This window comes from Flagellimonas spongiicola, assembly GCF_023502425.1.
GTDB lineage: Bacteria > Bacteroidota > Bacteroidia > Flavobacteriales > Flavobacteriaceae > Flagellimonas > Flagellimonas spongiicola.
Genome location: NZ_JAMFMA010000001.1, coordinates 1,054,027 through 1,070,262 on the forward strand (window position 1 = coordinate 1,054,027; position 16,236 = coordinate 1,070,262).

General features: G+C 39.1%; 15 protein-coding genes. 13 read left to right on the forward strand and 2 right to left on the reverse strand.

Features of this window, described 5'->3' with window-relative positions:
* The first annotated feature begins 2 nt into the window (after window positions 1-2).
* The 10 genes from M3P19_RS04950 to M3P19_RS04995 all read left to right on the forward strand — a co-directional run bounded on the left by M3P19_RS04950 (window position 3) and on the right by M3P19_RS04995 (window position 11,491).
* Window positions 3-1,337, forward strand: coding sequence for a DUF1302 family protein (locus M3P19_RS04950; RefSeq protein WP_249656522.1), 1,335 nt, complete (start codon window positions 3-5; stop codon window positions 1,335-1,337).
* Between the two features lie 278 nt (window positions 1,338-1,615).
* Entirely contained in the window at window positions 1,616-2,449 is an 834-nt protein-coding gene (locus M3P19_RS04955; protein ID WP_249656523.1) for an oxidoreductase, read from the forward strand.
* Window positions 2,450-2,547: 98 nt separating this feature from the next.
* Complete coding sequence (locus tag M3P19_RS04960; protein ID WP_249656524.1) at window positions 2,548-3,456, forward strand: helix-turn-helix domain-containing protein; 909 nt, start codon at window positions 2,548-2,550, stop codon at window positions 3,454-3,456.
* Between the two features lies 1 nt (window position 3,457).
* Window positions 3,458-4,126: an NAD-dependent epimerase/dehydratase family protein gene (locus M3P19_RS04965; protein ID WP_249656525.1), complete on the forward strand. Its 669-nt coding sequence runs from the start codon at window positions 3,458-3,460 to the stop codon at window positions 4,124-4,126.
* A 40-nt stretch (window positions 4,127-4,166) separates the two neighbouring features.
* Window positions 4,167-5,270, forward strand: coding sequence for an MBL fold metallo-hydrolase (locus tag M3P19_RS04970; protein ID WP_249656526.1), 1,104 nt, complete (start codon window positions 4,167-4,169; stop codon window positions 5,268-5,270).
* 128 nt (window positions 5,271-5,398) lie between these two features.
* Complete coding sequence (locus M3P19_RS04975; protein ID WP_249656527.1) at window positions 5,399-7,309, forward strand: hypothetical protein; 1,911 nt, start codon at window positions 5,399-5,401, stop codon at window positions 7,307-7,309.
* Window positions 7,309-8,130 (forward strand): DUF2490 domain-containing protein, encoded by an 822-nt coding sequence (locus tag M3P19_RS04980; protein WP_249656528.1) that lies wholly within the window; start codon window positions 7,309-7,311, stop codon window positions 8,128-8,130. The genes M3P19_RS04975 and M3P19_RS04980 overlap by 1 nt, the downstream gene beginning before the upstream one ends.
* A gap of 34 nt (window positions 8,131-8,164) precedes the next feature.
* Window positions 8,165-9,025 (forward strand): MORN repeat-containing protein, encoded by an 861-nt coding sequence (locus M3P19_RS04985; RefSeq protein WP_249656529.1) that lies wholly within the window; start codon window positions 8,165-8,167, stop codon window positions 9,023-9,025.
* A gap of 209 nt (window positions 9,026-9,234) precedes the next feature.
* Window positions 9,235-10,335, forward strand: a complete 1,101-nt coding sequence (locus M3P19_RS04990; RefSeq protein WP_249656530.1) for a type 1 glutamine amidotransferase domain-containing protein — start codon at window positions 9,235-9,237, stop codon at window positions 10,333-10,335.
* Window positions 10,336-10,576: 241 nt separating this feature from the next.
* The gene (locus M3P19_RS04995; protein WP_249656531.1) at window positions 10,577-11,491 is read left to right on the forward strand and encodes an AraC family transcriptional regulator; all 915 of its coding nucleotides are present in this window, start codon (window positions 10,577-10,579) and stop codon (window positions 11,489-11,491) included.
* A gap of 15 nt (window positions 11,492-11,506) precedes the next feature.
* On the opposite strand, the gene M3P19_RS05000 is transcribed toward M3P19_RS04995, so the two are convergent.
* Window positions 11,507-12,385 carry an AraC family transcriptional regulator gene (locus M3P19_RS05000; protein ID WP_249656532.1) on the reverse strand — a complete coding sequence of 293 codons (879 nt, stop codon included), beginning with the start codon at window positions 12,383-12,385 and terminating at the stop codon, window positions 11,507-11,509.
* A gap of 153 nt (window positions 12,386-12,538) precedes the next feature.
* Here M3P19_RS05000 and M3P19_RS05005 point away from each other — a divergent pair, with 153 nt between their 5' ends.
* Both M3P19_RS05005 and M3P19_RS05010 read left to right on the forward strand, forming a co-directional pair.
* Complete coding sequence (locus M3P19_RS05005; protein ID WP_249656533.1) at window positions 12,539-13,213, forward strand: NAD(P)H-dependent oxidoreductase; 675 nt, start codon at window positions 12,539-12,541, stop codon at window positions 13,211-13,213.
* Between the two features lie 17 nt (window positions 13,214-13,230).
* Window positions 13,231-13,533, forward strand: a complete 303-nt coding sequence (locus M3P19_RS05010; protein WP_249656534.1) for a DUF1330 domain-containing protein — start codon at window positions 13,231-13,233, stop codon at window positions 13,531-13,533.
* A 5-nt stretch (window positions 13,534-13,538) separates the two neighbouring features.
* Here the strand turns inward: M3P19_RS05010 and M3P19_RS05015 are convergent, their stop codons facing one another.
* Window positions 13,539-14,771, reverse strand: a complete 1,233-nt coding sequence (locus tag M3P19_RS05015) for a hypothetical protein (RefSeq protein WP_249656535.1) — start codon at window positions 14,769-14,771, stop codon at window positions 13,539-13,541.
* A 163-nt stretch (window positions 14,772-14,934) separates the two neighbouring features.
* On the opposite strand from M3P19_RS05015, the gene M3P19_RS05020 reads away from it, so the two are divergent.
* Complete coding sequence (locus tag M3P19_RS05020) at window positions 14,935-16,038, forward strand: LamG domain-containing protein (protein ID WP_249656536.1); 1,104 nt, start codon at window positions 14,935-14,937, stop codon at window positions 16,036-16,038.
* Window positions 16,039-16,236 lie beyond the last annotated feature (198 nt).

Below are 16,236 nucleotides of genomic sequence, written 5' to 3' on the forward strand. Positions count from 1 at the left end.
TTATGAAAAATTCAATTCTATTTCTAAAGTTGTTCCTGTTGTTCAGCCTGTTGGGTTGGGCACAGGAGCAACCTAAGAAAACATTTTGGGAAAAACTGGACCCCAGTTTGGTGGTCGCCACTGAAACCTCCTATGAGTTTGACTCAGGAAAACTACAGAAGTCCGAATGGATTATTAAACCAGAATTCACTTATAAGTTCAATAGACGATCCAAACTGGTATTTAGGGGTCAGATATATAGTGAGTTTCAGGACAATCTTGAAGCGGATATACCCAATCAGCAAACGGTGACTGGCTATAATAAACGCTTGTTTTTGGACCGACACACCAATCTGGAACTTCGGGAATTGTATTATTATACCCGCTTGAATGGTTTGAACTTGACTTTGGGTAAACAACAGATCGTTTGGGGAGAAACAGATGGGCTTAAATTATTGGATGTGGTAAATCCACAAAACTTCCGGGAATTTATTTTGGATGATTTTGAGGATAGCCGAATTCCTTTATGGTCGATAAAGGCAGAATTTGATGTTAAGGATATTGGAGTGCAATTGCTATGGATTCCAGATAATACCTACCATATCACTCAGGATTTTAATGCTCCCTACTTCACCAGAAGTTTGTTTCCAACACCACCCGAAGGCGTTTCCGCCCAATTGAACAAACCCAAAAAGCCAAATCGTTTTTTTGCGGATTCTGATTTTGGGGTAAAACTAACCACTTTTACAAAGGGATGGGATGTGTCCTTGAATTACCTTTATTATTATGATGACCTACCTGCTTTTTATTCGCAATTGGAAATTGTGGACAACAATCCTGTCGTTTCCATTGACCCGGAATATGAGCGACAACAGCTCTTGGGTGGTACCTTTAATAAGGTTTTTGGTTCCTCAACCTTTCGAGGAGAACTGGCTTATGTGTTGGGACAGCATTTTATCTCAGATAACCTAAATGCGACCAGAGGCGTGGAAACTTCCGATTTTTTTAGAACTGCATTGGGTATTGATTTTATAAAAGGGGAATATGTGCTCAGTGGACAAATCTTTAATGAATGGGTTATGGAAACCATAAGCCCGTTTAATCGAGAACGGTGGGAAACCAATTACAGTCTTTTGGCAAGTAGGGAATTACTAAACGACAGTCTCAAGGCAGAAGTCTTGTGGGTGCATAGCAGCAATCATGGTGACGGATATATTACCCCAAGTCTTAGTTATTGGGTGAATACAAATACCCAACTCCTTTTAAATGCCCATCTTTTTTATGGAAAAGAAACCCAATTGTTTGGGCAGTTTAAAGACCGCAGCCGAATATCAATTGGTTTTAAATGGGGAATATAGACTAGAACCCTGAATTCAGTTATAAGATACCAGATATAAGGTACCAGAGATCGGATATAATAAGTCAGATTACAGAAGTCAGATTACAGAAGTCAGAAATCTGAAGTCAGCTAACAGACTGCTATACTCTGAAACCTGAACCCTGACAACTGCCAACTTCTATCTGGGAAACAGTAATTTATATACATCAATCTGTAAAATGTATACATAGCCTCGTTTTACTGCCAATATTTTTGTCATGTATTTAAACGTAAACCATTTACAACAAAATAAGAATCATGAAAAAAGTAATAATCGTAACCAGAGCTTCTTCTGGCATTGGAAAGGCCACGGCACTACAATTGATCCAAGAGGGCCATACAGTGTACGGCTTGGCCCGTAGAGTAGAAAACATGCAAGATTTGATCAAGGCTGGGGGTAATGCCATGTCCATGGACGTTACCCAACACGACCAGGTCAAAGCGGTAATAGCTGAGATTATCAAAAGGGAAAACCGCATTGATGTTTTGGTGAACAATGCTGGATTTGCCATTTGGGGAGCCGTAGAGGATGTTTCCTATGAAGATGCAAAACGCCAGTTTGAGGTGAACATCTTCGGTTTGGCCAAAGTTACCAAAGCGGTACTTCCAAGCATGCGTAATCAAGAAAGCGGCACTATTATCAATATCAGTTCAATTGGTGGGAAGATTTATACACCACTAGGCGCGTGGTATCATGCTACCAAGCATGCTTTGGAAGGCTGGAGCGATTGCTTGCGTATGGAAGTGAATGACCTCGGAATCAATGTTGTTATAGTCGAGCCTGGAGCCATCCGTACAGAATTTGGGGAAGTGTTGAATGACAATTTTTCCAAATCAATAGATGGCCATTATGCAGAATTGGGTACAGTGATAGATAAAGTCATGAAATCAGTTAATGATCCAGGCCAAAGTTCCCCGCCATCAGTTATCGCAGATGTAATCTCAAAGGCCATAGCTGCAAGCAGACCAAAAACCCGTTATGCCGCTGGTAATATGGCTGCACAGACTTTGTTTTTCAGAAAGTGGTTCAGTGACCGTTTCTTTGATAAAACAATGTTGAACATGATGACAAACATGGCAAAAAAAGCTTGACAGATTGATGTTTGATGAATGGTTGGTTGATACTGTCGTCCATGGTCAAGCTGGGCTACAGTTTTTAAACCAGCGGAATTGTGTAAATTGAAATGAGTATGGATGAAATTGTACATATAGCAAGTATTGAGAAGATCCATAAGACCATGGGATTGCCAAAACCAAAACATCCATTGGTATCCTTGGTCTATATGCGGGATTTTCCGCCAAATCTGGATTTTGAGGGCGTACGCTTTACCTCGGACCTCTATATGATATCCCTGAAGGATGGAGTTGAAGGATCTATTCAATACGGCAAGAGTTCTTATGACTTTTCAGATGGAACGATGGTTTTTATGAAACCACAACAAGTTATTCATGGTACTTCCGAAAATATTTGTGCGAATTCAAAGGGATGGATGTTGTTGGTGCATCCGGACCTTATTCGTAAATCGGAATTGGGACGATCCATGAGCCAGTACACCTATTTTGATTATGAAGTGAATGAAGCGTTGCATTTGTCTGAAGAAGAACAAATGATGGTGAGTGATCTGGTGCAAAAAATTGAATTGGAATACCAGCAGAACATTGATCAGCATAGCCAAAAATTGATTATCTCAAATTTGGAGCTCTTATTGAATTATTGCACACGCTATTATGATCGACAGTTTTATGTGCGCACGAATTTAAACCAAGACCATGTAAGCCAATTTGAAACTTTGTTGAAGGCGTATTTTAATTCAGGAAAGGCAGCAGAATTTGGTATTCCATCTGTAAAATATTGTGGTGAAGAATTGCATATGTCACCCAATTATTTAAGCGATTTGCTTAAAAAAGAAACCGGGAAAAGTGCGAAAGACCACATACATACCTATGTAGTGAATAGGGCTAAAAACAACTTATTGGGAACAACGGATTCTATTAGTGAAATAGCGTATGATCTAGGTTTTGAATACCCACAACACTTTAGCAAGCTATTCAAGTCCAAAACCGGAATGAGTCCGGCCCAATACCGAACGCAGAATTAAAATGAAAAAAGTACTGATAACCGGTGCCACCGGTATGGTTGGAAAAGGTGTGTTGTTGGAATGTCTCGACCATGAGGCCATTTCAGAGGTTTTGGTCATTAACCGTAGTTCCGTGAACATCAAACATCCTAAACTTAAGGAGATACTTCTTTCCAATTTTATGGATTTGGAAGCAATACAAGATGCCTTGACCAATTTGGACGCTTGCTTTTTCTGCATGGGAGTTTCCGTTGTTGGCTTGAACGAAGAAAAGTACACGCAAATCACTTATGGGATAACTAAAAAGTTCGTGGATGTATTGCACAAGCTAAATCCAGAATTGGTATTCAATTATGTTTCGGGTACGGGCACGGATAGTTCAGAAAAAGGACGTTCAATGTGGGCACGTGTAAAAGGGAAAACGGAAAATTATGTATTAAACAAAGGTTTCAGGGATGCCTATGCCTTTAGACCTGGGGGAATCATTCCGGAGCGTGGTATAAAATCGAAAACGGGATGGTATAATGCCTTTTATGCAATTACCAGACCATTGTTCCCGCTTATGAAGAAATCCAAAAATATTACAACCACTACCAAGATTGGTCTTGCCATGATCAATAGTCTGTTGTTTCCGCTTGAAAATAAACACCTTGAAAACAAGGATATCAATCAATTAGCGGATAAACCATAACTCAGTCAAATTGAAAACAATCCTAAAATTTTTAAAAAGAATGTTATTGACCATAGTTTCAATTAGTGTACTTGTGGTGCTTGCCTATTTGGCCTTTGTGAAATTCTATCCATCTTTCGGAGGCGATGTGACAACAGAACGTCAAAAAATATATGTAACTTCAGCGCAATTCCAAGATGGCAAATTCAAGAATACCAAAAACGTACCCAAGGACCCAAGTTTTTCCGAAACATTATCCATAGCCCGCAAATTCTTTTTCACCAAAGTTGAAAATGGAAAACCACAAGCAGAACTGCCAGTTCATGCTGTGGATTCTTTGTCCATTGCGGAATATAAAGGCGGTACGCGTATGATGTGGTTTGGGCACTCTGCTTTCTTATTGCAAATGAAGGGACAAAACATACTGATTGATCCGATGTTGGGAGAGGTACCAGCACCGCATAAAATGATGGGTTCAACTCGATTTAATCTTGAACTACCAATTGAAATTGAGAAACTCCCCAAAATTGACGCTGTTTTGATTTCCCATGATCATTATGACCATTTGGATTATGGTTCCATTGTAAAATTGAAGGATAAAGTAGGTCAGTTTTATGTGCCATTGGGTGTGGGTGTACATTTGGAGGCCTGGGGCGTTCAAGATGCTAAAATCAAGGAAATGGATTGGTGGCAAGGAACTACCTTCAACGGGCTGCAGTTTATTTGTACTCCAGCACAGCATTTTTCAGGTCGTAAATTAAACAATGGGCAAAGTACACTGTGGAGTTCTTGGGTGATCCAATCCGAAACGGAAAAGATTTTTTTCAGTGGAGATAGTGGCTATTCAAGTCATTTCAAGGAAATAGGGGAGGCCTATGGCCCATTTGATTTTGCGCTTATGGAATGTGGGCAATACAATAAACTGTGGCCAGACATCCATATGTTTCCAGAAGAGACTGCACAAGCGGGTGTGGATTTAAAAGCCAAAACCATAATGCCAATACATTGGGGAGCATTTAAATTAGCCCTTCATTCATGGACGGATCCCATTGAGCGTGTCACCAAAAAAGCCAAAGATCTAAACCAGCATTGGATTGCTCCAGAAATAGGAACGTTTATTCATCTGGAAGCCCTGGAAGGTAATTCCACAGAACCATGGTGGTAAACAGTTTTTTGTAAAAGAAATAAAATTTTGATGTTGCAATCCAAACCTAGTTGACATTGCGTATATAGGGCATCGCACTTTATACTTCGTAAATTGCGAGAACACTGAACATCAAAATACGCGAACACGTGAAACCAACCTTACGACCACGGCCTTCAAAATGGCTGTTCTTAGGGCTGATGCTTATATCAATTTCCCTTTATGGGCAAGAGACCATAAGATATACAGGCCCCTTCCAACTTGGCAATTACGTTGGCGAAGTGGATTTTTCTTATCGACTTGTTGATGGGGATACACTACTTACTGGCCCATTTAGCATGAAACGTTCCAATTTGGATGCGTTGTTGGATCAAAAAGACAAAACCTTTTCATTTACAGGTTCCTTTACAGATGGATTCCCAAATGGTGGATGGAATTTTCAATTCGGGGAATTTGAGTCTGACCAAAAAACGGAAGTTGTTGGATACCAATATCGGGTTAATGTAAACGGTATACAAAAAGCTGCCACGGGAAATATAAAAATGGGCAAACCAGATGGAAGTTGGTCCATTTCGGAAGAGCTGATAGAAAACTCGGAAGTAAAGGAAACAATTTTCAATAGTCAGATTACCTACGCCGACGGTATTCCACAACAAAGTTTCAGGATTGAAGGAAGGCAAGGTACTTTGGTAGGTCGGTTTTTAAGAAATGGACATGCCCATGATGATTGGACGTTGTACGGCGATGACCATACCGAGACTTGGTCATTTTCTGATGGGATATTAAATACGATCAGTAAGAAAAACAGCAACTTTCCAATATTCCAATCCAATAACAGGGATTTCCGAACAATTAATCTGGATGAACGGTTTGTGAAGATATTGAAGTTGCAATTAACCGAGGAGCATTTCCAAAATGTCCAACCCGGAATCAATGAGCTGTTGACCGAGAATGCTGTACGATACAAACAACTGAACACAATATTATCACAGTTGGGTGAGTCCCAATTTATGCCAGTATTTAAGGTTCGTGTGCCCTATTATCCAATGAGTTCATTGGAACAAGTCCAAGCAAATAGTATGTCAGAAGATTATCTTCAAGCTGACAAGATTGCACAAGGTCTTTTGGATAACTCCCAGTTGAATTTATTGCGGAGATCGGATAGTGAAGCACAATTCTTGTATTCGGTAGTACAAAATATCCATAATACTTTTTTAGCGCCACTTAAAAAAGCGGCTCAATATCAAAAGCACGAAGTATTGGATTATGTGGAAGGAGATGTTTTAATGAAGCGTTTATTCCCCGCCGGAAGACCCACTACCACAATTCAATCGGATGAAGCTAATCGTACATTTCAAGCTTCCAATGCCTCAGATTTCAATTTTTATGTAAAACCAATGGAATCTCTTGCCAACATATCGGCATATGCCAAGCAGTGTTTGGATGAAATTGCTGCGGTGCTTTATGATAAAGTGGAGAATGAACAACGCCAACAGGAAATTATCGCTTTGGAGGAACAAATGATAAAAGATGTGACGCGATTGAATCAATTGGTGGATACTGTGGGAACTACCAATTTTACAATCGATGCATTGAGGCATATTACATCGACCGCAGAATCGCAGTTAAACACCTATTCAAAAAAGGAACAGTCAAATGAAAAGTTGACGGAAGCTAAACAGTTAGTTGATTGCATAGCCATTTATGAGAAGCTGGCACTCCATATTAGTGAACTGCCCATGAAAGATGAAGAAATCAAAAAGGTATTCACGGATGCGGTTTGGAATCCGTTTATGGCCAATGTCATGGATGAAGAAATCAAAAAAAGGATTACCTCGGCTTACCGTACTATTCTTATTCCTTTTTTGCTGGAACAAAGCCAAACGGATTTAGACTGTGAGAAGGCAATAAAGCTTAATCAACTGTTACCGGATTTGCATAAGCGTATGTTGGAGCTACGTGAAGAGGATACTTCCAAGTTGGAACGAAAACTTCGAAAAGAAAAGAATCCCAACGCCATCTTGGAACTGTTTAACCTTCAACCCTTGGATATAAACTAATGAAACGTTTAGCAAAAAATAGTTGTTGGGTTATAGCTTTGATGTTGTTTTCGTTCATCGGCACTGCACAAGACGAAGAAGTGCTTCCTTCTGAATCCAAATTCAAAGATCCAAAAACCAAAATTTGGTTTAACACCTATGGAAATATCCGAATCTCCAAAAGACTTTTTTGGGATGCGCAGACCCATTTCAGATTCGAAGAAACAGAGGACACCCCATTTATTGGTCAAATTGCTCAGATTTACAATCGGCATGCCATCGGCTACATCTATTCCAAGAAGGTCAATTTTAGTCTGGGTGGCGTACTTAGGGTAAACTTTAATACAGACGAAGATTCGGATGACAGACCAGTAGTCCCAGAATTTCGTATTTGGCATCAATATCAATTTGCCATGCCTTTGTATAATTCAATGATTTATCATAGACTTCGGATTGAACACCGATGGACAAAGGATTTTGCTGATGATAGTGAATACATTTTCAGAAATCGCTGGCGGTATATGTTTCGAGCAAAAGTGCCATTGAACAATCATAAATTGGTTCCTAAAACACTCTATGTTTCGCCAGAAGCAGAACTTATAATGCAGAGTGGAAAAGCGGTAGTGGCTAGCCCAATGGAGGATTTACGTTTAACTACAACACTGGGGTACATTTTAACTCCCCGCTTAACAGTTGCTGGAGGATTGATGTATTCTCAAGGGCAAACCTTGGAAAACGGTGGGATTTACAAACAAAGTTGGACGATGCGGTTCCATGTATATTTCTCGCCAGATATAAGAAAGGTAAAAAATAAGCTTCCCGAGATCCATTTTGATGATTAGAAACGTATATGAATCGTAGTCATTCATAACCATCATGAAAAAACAGCATCTGACCAAATCAATTTATTTCCTTTTTGCCCTGTCAATAGGCTTTGCCGGATACTTTTATTTTAAAACAAAGAGCCTACAAGAACAATTGCTTGTTCAGGAAAAACTACAAGAGGAATTGTCCACAATTGATATAGTTGACACTAAGGAATTGATGGAGATTGATGCGATGATCATTGATGGTGACGATTATTCGCAAGCACTGAAAGCATATCAAGACAAATACGAAGAACATGTTTTGGCTGAAGAAGCTGCATTGGAACTTCGAATTTCCTTGACCCAAAAGTTATTGCAGTTGCATTCCAAACCTAAACAAGATTCTGCAGCTTTGGCCATGCAACAACGATTGGACTCCATTACTTCTCAAATGGCGTCCGCACCAAAAGAAATCCAACAATACGATTCATTGAATTTTGCTTTGGAAAAAGCCAAGGTTCAAATTGCCCGTATGAAAAAGCAGCTTAAGCAAAAATCCTTTGGGGAATACCTTGCCTTTACCAATACCAAAGGAAGCCAAATGCATTACGTTGGACAGGTTAAAAATGGTAAGGCACATGGCTTTGGTGTTGCCATCCTTAATACAGGTAGCCGATACATAGGGGAGTGGAAAGACAACAAGCGTCATGGTGAAGGTACTTTTTACTGGGCGGACGGACAATATTATGCTGGCAACTACGTAGATGACAAGCGTTCTGGTAAAGGAACCTACCATTGGCCAAATGGAGAAAAATTTGTTGGGCAGTGGAAAGATGATGAACGTATGGGAGAAGGTGCATTCTACGGCAAAAAGGGAGATGTTGTGGCTAGCGGTGTCTGGGAAAATGACGAGTTGGTGGTAACCAATTAACCCGAATCAAGCACTTTTCTTTCTTTTTTTTTCTTTTGATTAGAATCGAAACCAATAAAATTGAGGTTCTGTTCCATTGGTTTTGGTGACGACTTTTTCAAACCATTCTTGAGTAATTGATTTATCATTTAATCTGACGGAATTATCATTTCGACAGCTTTTATGGGGGCTTAGCAGTTATTTAGCCTCATAATCGTAAATGAAGAATCATGCTTAAAAAATTTCCAGTCCTTAAATGGACTTTGATCGTACTCTCAAGTATAATTGTTTTATTGGTATTGTTTGGCTTTTGGTTTATGAGCTTATTGCCAGACCGGGATCCAAATATTGATCATTCCAAAACACGGGTTAATGATTTGGCCTATGTGGTAGAAAACCCTGTCCCAAATCGCGGCAAAGTGTTGGCCGTGGTTACCAGTGTGGATAAAATGGGCAATACAGAAAAAAACACCGGATATGAGCTTACAGAAATATCACGCGCATATTATGTATTTAAGGCCAACGGTTTTGAGGTTGACATTGCAAGTCCAAAAGGAGGCGAACCGCCAGTGGTAATCGATGATGAAGACATGGGGCCATATGACTATGCATTTTTGAACGACAATAACGCTCAGCAAAAAATCAAAAATTCAATCGCAGTAGCTGATATTGATCCATCTGAATATGAGGCGGTGTATTTTGCTGGAGGTAAAGGGGCCATGTTTGACTTTCCTAACAACAAAGCAATCCAGTATATCGTAAAAGAACTATATCAATCCAATAAAGTGGTGGGAGCAGTTTGTCATGGTCCCGCGGCATTGGTTAATGTTACGTTAGACAATGGGATGCCGTTGGTAAAAAACAAAACCGTCAGTGGTTTTACGAATGAGGAAGAATTACTCTTGATTCCTGATGCCGAAGAGATTTTCCCTTTTCTATTGCAAGATGGTTTGGAATCAAAAGGGGCCAAATTCAATGCTGGTGCTATGTATCTGGAACAAATAAGTCACGACAATAATTTGATTACAGGGCAAAATCCATGGTCTACTTGGAAAATGGCCGAAACCATGGTTTCCCAAATGGGTTATACGCCAAAAACCAGGGATATCACTGCAATTGAAAATGCCATGCAAGTTATGATCACCTACGAAAACCATGGAAAACAAGCTGCCAAAGATATGATCTTGTACATGTCCAATACTAGTGATAAACCAATGGCAAGACAGCTTTTAGCTGCACATAGTGTGGTCTCTGTAATGCGTGGAAAGCTAGGCAGGTTTGCCAATTTGGTAAGCTTGACTTCTTATGCCAAAAGCGTGGCGAATGAGTAATAAGATTTGTTAAGGAAAGAATGATTTGGGAAATAGCATAGGTCAAGACAACCTATGCTTTCCCATTGCCTGAATATTCCCTACATTTCGAAAAAATCAGAATTTGCAATTTTTAGATATCGCATTGATAATAATTAGTAGTGCCGGACTTTTACATGGAGTCCTGTTTGCCTTTTATTTGATGGTATTTAAGAAGAAGCGCACGTTGCCAAACTTACTTCTAGGTTTAATCCTAATATTTATGGCATTCCGAATTGGGAAGTCAGTAATGTTGAATTTTGGAGATGATCTTGAAGCGGTATTCATATTTGTAGGGTTGGCTATGTTGCTTTTAATTGGTCCTTTGTTTCGATGGTATTATATGGCGATGACCAAACCAGATTTCAAACTGGAACAAAAGTCACTTTTCGAATTACTGCCTTTTGTCTTGATTTTTGTTTCAAGTCTCTTTGTTACCCAAGAATGGTATGAGAACAGCGAACTGGTAATCATTGTTTTTGCCAGCGGTTTGTTGTTTATCTATTTGCACCTGGCTTTCTATATAGGTTGGGTATGGCATAGTTTACATAAGAAAAAGCGAACCTTGGGAAAAGGTACATTGACCAAATCCCAAAAAGCGATCATAACATGGTTGCAATATCTTGCTATTGGTCTTTCGGTGATATGGTTGACCTATGTGATGAATATATTGGACGGTGCAATACCTTACATCATTGGGCCTATTGTTTATTCCATTGTTATATATTTTCTCAGCTTTAAAGCATTCCAACTAAAAACCCCAGAATTGGATGGAGCTGCATTTGGCGAAAACAATGATCAAGCCTTGTTCGGGCAATTGGTAGAACAGGTCGTAAAGGGCAAATTATATTTAGAGTCTGACTTGACCTTGAGCAAGCTAGGTGGGTTAATCGGGAAACCTCCACAAATCACTTCTGGATTGATCAATCAATATGCAAACCGTAATTTCAATGATTTTGTGAATTATTACCGGATTCAGGAAGCAAAGCAATTGTTGTCGCAAATGGAGAATCAAAAATTTACCATTTCTTCCATAGCATTTGATACTGGTTTTAGCAGTTTATCTTCGTTTAATAGTGCCTTTAAGAAGTTTGAGGGGATGACACCATCAGTGTATCGGAAATCCATTGGACAGTAAATATCCAATTAGGTACTAACAAACATTTCGCTTCAAAAGCAAATACTCCCCTTGCTGTTTGAATTCCCGGATTGAACTTCCGGTGTATTTTTTAAAGGTTTTGGATAGATGGCTAACATCGGTAAAGCCTAAATCATCTGCAATCTCCGTTAAGGTATAATCAGAATTTAGCAATCGAATTTCCACAAGCTTTAGCTTGGCTTTGATTATGTATTCACGCAGGGGTATTTGAACCTGCTTTCGGAAATACTCGCTTACATAGGTAGGGGACATGGAGAATACTTCGGCCAAATGACCAATTTTAAGTCGTTCTGGTTGGTCAATGTTTTCTGCGATGTAAGAAAGTATCCTAGTAATGCGTTCATCTTTATTTTCAATAGTGTTGCCCAACAATGTCGTTTTCTTAATATTACGAATAAGGATTTCCAAAACACTGGTCATCAAACTAGTTATTAGGGAAACTGAATCATTCCCGTAGTTTCGCGATTCCTGCAATATAATCTGCACCAATCCAAAAAGGTGATTTCGATCTAGTTCATCTTGGATGATATCTCCCGGTAACTGATTGTAATTAGATAGAATGTATGATGCCTCCTTGAACCAAACATTTCGATCTACCGAAAGGCGATTGGAATTTTTGAAAAAAGAATCTGTGAATTTTAAGAATACAAAATTCGTGGTATCTGCAATATTGAAGGAATGGCATTTGAGTGGGGGCAACAAGAAAATACTGTTTTTACTATAGGGGTATTCATTGTAATTGATACACTGTACGCCGTTGCCTTCTTGAATAAGCACCAATTCAAAAAAGTTGTTTTTAACAGGTCGCTGCCGCCAATCCGATAACTTCAATTCTTGTATTTCAAAAGGTTTATATGCCTCTAATACTTCCATATTCATCAATATTACCCTCAAAAATACCGTAATTCAATCGAATGATTAGTAAAAATACCTAAACAACCTTTTTTTTTACAATAATCACCAATAGTTATACTAAAAAGGGTGGCGTGTTGTACTATAATTTTGTCCTGAAAAGATTTGAAAACGATGAATACAACAACTATTTCAAAAGAAGACATTTTAAGTGCATTTCAATTTAGACATGCTACTAAGGAATTTGATCCAGGTAAAAAATTAAGCCAGGAAGAAATTGAATTTATACTGGAAACCGCCCACTTATCACCAAGTTCTTTTGGTTTTGAACCTTGGCATTTTATTGTGGTTCAGGATAAGGAATTGCGTGAAATGCTTAAGCCAGTAGCTTGGGGTGCACCGGTAAAACTTGATACCGCTAGTCACTTTGTACTAGGTTTAAGTATGAAAGCACCTATGACCAAATGGGACGCCCCATATATTGACCATATGATGAAGGAAGTAAAGCAATTTCCTGATGATGTTGTAGAGGTCTATTCCAAATTCTATAGGGAATTTCAAGAACGCGATTTTGCATTGGATACGGATAAAAAACTATTCGATTGGGCATCAAAACAAACTTATATTGCCCTTGGGAATATGATGACATCCGCTGCGCTAATGGGTATAGATAGCTGTCCTATAGAAGGATTCCATCAAGAAAAAGTTGAACAACTATTAGCTGAAAAATTTGATGTGGACACCTCAAAGTATGGACTGTCCTATATGGTTGCTTTTGGACATAGAAAGGCTGCACCTGCACATCCAAAATCACGAAGGGAATTTAAAGACATTGTAAGCTGGAAGTAATTTTTAACCACAACATCATGACGTATTATTCAGTTTTGGACGTAACACCGACCTCAGAGGAATGGATTGCCAACTACCTGCCTGCAGCCAATGAATTGGTTATAAAGCATGGAGGAAAATACCTAGCTAGAACTACTAGCCATGAACAACTAGAAGGAGATAATCGGACTGCGAGTTTGCGTATTCTGCTGGAATGGCCTAGCAAGGAGGCAGCCATTGCTTTTATGCAAGATCCTGAATACCTGCCACATCTAGAGGCTAGGACCAAAGGTTCCATAAGCCATCATTATGTGATTGCAGGAAAAGACGATTTGGCTTAAAATAGCTAGTTGATTAACTGGTTTGGAATGGCAAGAATCTCGTTTTGCCCTTCCAAATCGGTTATTTTAAATTGATGAACATTACCTGCACCTAAAAACCGAAATCGAATCCCTACAAGACGGCCAACAGTTTCATTGTAAGACCCAGTGAACATGGTTTCCCCATTATGGGAAACCGTAAGATTTTTATCTTCAACCCTTATTTCAATCTCTTTAGGTTCAGTGAAGTCAATTCCCAATCCTGAAAGGTTGTGTTCCTTGCCATTTTTATAGACATCATTCATCATCATACCAAGATCGGACACACAACCAGGAATTGAAAAGGAAACAAAATGAGCACCTTTGGTACCTAGAATAACAATTCCAGTATTTTGACAAACGGCCCACTTTTCTCTATAGCTGTTTTGTAGGGTAGCATTTAACTTGAAATTATCTCCTGATATGTGTTCTAGGTCATCTACAAAATGAAAGGAGGTGCGTAAAGGTTCATCGCTTTGGTCAAGTTCCTTGATTATTTCATTTGGCATTGCTAAAGAACCATTATATACTAGATTTGAGTTCAAATATTTTGGAATGGGCTGATAATCCACCGTTCCAAGCCAGCCTTCTGATTTAATAAAAAGGTCATGCTGCTTGATTGCTTTGCCATCCACTAACAACTTTGCCCTGAAGTAGCCTGGTCGATAGTATTGTCCGGTGGCTTGCGTTTGTCCCTTGGTCAAAGCAATGGTTTTTGTTGGATCCCAATACTGTTGGATATGGATGCTATCAGAGCTGATATTGTCCAAATCCAATTCGAACACCACAGAGTTGGGCATGCCTTTAGCCAAAGGTTTACTGCTGAACAAAATTTGATCAGGATCTATTACTTGGGTATTGTCATTGCTTCCTTTTAAAGAAAAGAATGAAATAAAAATTACAGTCATAACCGAAGCACTCAGCATGATTACACCTAAGTTTGCCGTTGCAATCTTTTTAAACGCGTTGGGTTTTTTCTTTGAAATGGAATTACCCTTAAAATCGCGCCAATTGGCGTAGCCCGCAAATTGTGCTAGGGTGTTCAGTGTGGTTTTGGAAGGCGCACTCTGGTATTCAATTCGTCCCCAAACCCTTTTTAAGGTGACCGGACTCAATAATACTTTGGTTTTCTGCTGTACCCGTTCACTTAATTCTGAAAACACATCATTATGCCAAGACTGGGAGTCTCCCCAACCAAGACTATCTTCTATTTGCTTCAAGCATTTTTGAACCAATTTATAATCGGAATACATCAAATAGCATTTAGATGGTAAAGATCACAAAAAAATGTATCCTGAACCACATTGAATGAACTTGAACCAACTTGTTTTTGGATTTAAACCGGCTTGAAAGAGCTTAGCGGTATCAATAAAAACAGCAGTCATGATAAAATCATTAATTTTTAGTTTCATAGCACTGGCATTTACCGCTACAAATTATGCTCAGAAGACAATCCCTTTGGATACCATTAATTGGGACATAGAAGCGGATGGCTATCTTTTTGAAACTTATAAAGGACAACCATCCATTTATTTACAAGGCGGTTCCATGACCTTGAAAGATGTAACCTTTTTAAATGGCACAATAGAATATGACATCCAGTTAAAGGATGAAAGAGGGTTTCCTGGAATCTATTTCAGGTTAAATGGTTCCAACGGTGAACAATTTTATGTACGCCCGCATCAACGGGGTAACCCTGATGCAAACCAAGCTACTGGCCTTATCAATGGCATTAGTCCGTGGCAGTTCTATTTTGGCAAAAAATATTCTTTTCCATATAAGTACAACTTTAAGGATTGGACCCATGTTAAACTTGTGATCAAAAATCGTAAGGCCCAGGTATTCTTAGATCATGCCAAAGAGCCTAACAATTCATGGGAACTGTTCCATGAACCCAAAAGCGGAAAGATTCGCTTAACGGGTGGTATGAATCATGGGGTTCATATTGCCAATATTAAGATCGATCACTCCGAACCTGTTCTCGAGAATTTTAACCCTGGAGAGCGAAAACCATTGGAAAATCTAATCCCTGAATGGGAAATATCAGACAAGTTTGAAGAAAGCAATTTGTCCGATCCTGTAAACCTATCATCAATATTGGCGAAAAGAAAATGGGGAAAATCCATAAGTGTTGAAGAAGGGGTCGCGGCCAATATCTCAAGAGAAGTTGAGCTTCGTAACAATGTGCCAGGAAATACGGTGTTTGCACGGATAACAATTACTTCAGATAAGGATCAAACCAAATTATTTGAATTTGGTTACAGCGATAGGGTGGTAGCCTATTTAAACAGTCAACCCATTTATAAAGGGAACAATCGATTCCAGTCTAGAGATTATCGTTATCTCGGTACCATTGGTTTGTTTGATGCGATTTATTTGAATTTAAAGAAAGGAAAGAACACACTCCTACTTGCGGTATCCGAGGATTTTGGAGGCTGGTTGGTCACAGGTAGATTTTCAGATTCTAGTGGATTGAAAATCAAATAAAAACGAACAGTAACAGTACATTTTCTAGTGGTCATATCTGTGCTTGTATCGGCGTGTTCGGTGCAGGCACATGATATGCGTTTTTCCCTAAGGCTCCAAAACCAGTAAGGAGGGTAGTAGGTCTTTTTACTTGTGATCAGTGTATTTTCTTCAATAACCTTGGCCCAAATCCGCCTATTCTACTGTTTTTTCATAATT

What these genes read in the sequence shown, in the direction of transcription:
- M3P19_RS04985 (WP_249656529.1), top strand. Translation starts at nt 8,165, where the DNA reads ATGAAAAAACAGCATCTGACCAAATCAATTTATTTCCTTTTTGCCCTG.
- M3P19_RS04955 (WP_249656523.1), top strand. Translation starts at nt 1,616, where the DNA reads ATGAAAAAAGTAATAATCGTAACCAGAGCTTCTTCTGGCATTGGAAAG.
- M3P19_RS04950 (WP_249656522.1), top strand. Translation starts at nt 3, where the DNA reads ATGAAAAATTCAATTCTATTTCTAAAGTTGTTCCTGTTGTTCAGCCTG.
- M3P19_RS05020 (WP_249656536.1), top strand. Translation starts at nt 14,935, where the DNA reads ATGATAAAATCATTAATTTTTAGTTTCATAGCACTGGCATTTACCGCT.
- M3P19_RS04965 (WP_249656525.1), top strand. Translation starts at nt 3,458, where the DNA reads ATGAAAAAAGTACTGATAACCGGTGCCACCGGTATGGTTGGAAAAGGT.
- M3P19_RS04970 (WP_249656526.1), top strand. Translation starts at nt 4,167, where the DNA reads ATGTTATTGACCATAGTTTCAATTAGTGTACTTGTGGTGCTTGCCTAT.
- M3P19_RS05000 (WP_249656532.1), bottom strand. Translation starts at nt 12,385, where the DNA reads ATGGAAGTATTAGAGGCATATAAACCTTTTGAAATACAAGAATTGAAG.
- M3P19_RS04980 (WP_249656528.1), top strand. Translation starts at nt 7,309, where the DNA reads ATGAAACGTTTAGCAAAAAATAGTTGTTGGGTTATAGCTTTGATGTTG.
- M3P19_RS05005 (WP_249656533.1), top strand. Translation starts at nt 12,539, where the DNA reads ATGAATACAACAACTATTTCAAAAGAAGACATTTTAAGTGCATTTCAA.
- M3P19_RS05010 (WP_249656534.1), top strand. Translation starts at nt 13,231, where the DNA reads ATGACGTATTATTCAGTTTTGGACGTAACACCGACCTCAGAGGAATGG.
- M3P19_RS04960 (WP_249656524.1), top strand. Translation starts at nt 2,548, where the DNA reads ATGGATGAAATTGTACATATAGCAAGTATTGAGAAGATCCATAAGACC.
- M3P19_RS04990 (WP_249656530.1), top strand. Translation starts at nt 9,235, where the DNA reads ATGCTTAAAAAATTTCCAGTCCTTAAATGGACTTTGATCGTACTCTCA.
- M3P19_RS04995 (WP_249656531.1), top strand. Translation starts at nt 10,577, where the DNA reads ATGGCATTCCGAATTGGGAAGTCAGTAATGTTGAATTTTGGAGATGAT.